General features: G+C 67.2%; 3 protein-coding genes. 2 read left to right on the forward strand and 1 reads right to left on the reverse strand.

Features of this window, described 5'->3' with window-relative positions:
- Positions 1-308, forward strand: a 308-nt coding sequence (locus A9X03_RS21300; RefSeq protein WP_255396743.1) for an acyl-CoA dehydrogenase family protein, incomplete at its 5' end; no start/stop codon positions are given.
- A gap of 90 nt (positions 309-398) precedes the next feature.
- On the opposite strand, the gene A9X03_RS21305 is transcribed toward A9X03_RS21300, so the two are convergent.
- On the reverse strand, positions 399-854 hold the full coding sequence (locus tag A9X03_RS21305; RefSeq protein ID WP_067749828.1) for a MaoC family dehydratase: 456 nt from the start codon (positions 852-854) through the stop codon (positions 399-401).
- A gap of 132 nt (positions 855-986) precedes the next feature.
- Between A9X03_RS21305 and A9X03_RS21310 the strand changes: the two genes are divergently transcribed.
- Positions 987-1,295: a hypothetical protein gene (locus A9X03_RS21310; protein WP_082974553.1), complete on the forward strand. Its 309-nt coding sequence runs from the start codon at positions 987-989 to the stop codon at positions 1,293-1,295.
- Positions 1,296-1,379 lie beyond the last annotated feature (84 nt).

Below are 1,379 nucleotides of genomic sequence, written 5' to 3' on the forward strand. Positions count from 1 at the left end.
GGGACATCGCCGCGGTGAAAGTCGCCATGCCCCAGGTGCTGCATGACGTCGTACAGCGGGCCATGCACCTGCACGGTGCGCTCGGGGTGTCCGACGAGATGCCGTTCGTCAAGATGTTGGTCGCCGCCGAGTCGCTGGGCATCGCCGACGGCGCCACCGAACTACACAAGATGACGGTGGCGCGCCGGACGTTGCGCGAATATCAGCCCGTGCCAACGCCATTCCCCTCGGCCCACATCCCCACCCGCCGCGCCGAGGCCCAGGCCCGGCTGGCCGAGCGGCTCGAGCATTCGATCGCCGAGTTCTGACCCGGCTCCCCACGACACATAAACCTTGGCGGCGACACGCCGTCAAACGTCGCCGTGGTTTATGCCTCGCGGCATGGCGTCACGGGGGCGTCAGGTGATGTAGCGGACGATGCTTTCGGCAACGCACGCCGGCTTGGGTGCGCCCTCGATCTCGACGGTCGTCGACATGGTCGCCTGCACGGCGCCGTTTCCGACGTCGTCGACGCTGACCAGCGATGTCTGCGCGCGCACCCGGGAACCGACCGGCACGGGGGCGGGAAAACGAACCTTGTTGAGGCCGTAGTTGATTGCGAGCTTGATGCCGTTGACGGTGTAGATCTGGTGCTGGAGGCGGGGTAACAGCGCCAGCGTCATGAAACCGTGGGCGATCGTCCCCCCGAAGGGCCCGGCGGCCGCGCGCTCCGGATCCACGTGGATCCACTGGTGATCGCCGGTCGCGTCGGCGAACAGGTTGACGTCCTCCTGGGTGATGGTCACCCAATCGCTGTGCCCGATCGTTTCACCGGTCGCGGCCGAGAGATCGGCCACTGATTCGAAGGTGCGCATTGAGTCCTCCTTGACTTCGGGTGGTAACAATAGCGCCGCCGCCACCCGACATCACGGGCCGGCACACGTTTCGGTGCGGCCGACGGGGGAAGCCCTGCGCGAGTACGCAGAACCGCACGATGGGAGGACGGCATGCCAGAACGCACCGGCCCCAAGCCTGGATCGGTAGCGCATGGGCTCGACAAATACGGTCCGGCGCCCCTGCGACCGTCGGAGCGTATCCGCGATGCCGAGAGCATGCGCCTTGATGTTCCGCTACTCGGGCGGGTGCGGATCCCCCGCCCCGACCGCCTCGCGTTCTACGGTGGGCTGGCCGCACTGGCGGCGATCCAAATCCTCGATTGGCCTATGGTGCTGTTGCTGGGAGCCGGACAGGCGCTGGCCGAAAGTCAACACAGCCGCGTGGTGCGCGGGTTCGGCGACGCCCTGAGCGAGGCGTGACCCGTTCCCGATCGGTCGGATGCCGGGTACCGCAACTGCACGGGCACAGGCGATTTGGATTCGTTGCGGCGAACCGTCCGACTC

It is taken from the genome of Mycobacterium sp. E1715 (assembly GCF_001667625.1).
GTDB lineage: Bacteria > Actinomycetota > Actinomycetes > Mycobacteriales > Mycobacteriaceae > Mycobacterium.

Coding starts and splice junctions, on each gene's coding strand:
- A9X03_RS21305 (WP_067749828.1), bottom strand. CDS start 854: ATGCGCACCTTCGAATCAGTGGCCGATCTCTCGGCCGCGACCGGTGAA.
- A9X03_RS21310 (WP_082974553.1), top strand. CDS start 987: ATGCCAGAACGCACCGGCCCCAAGCCTGGATCGGTAGCGCATGGGCTC.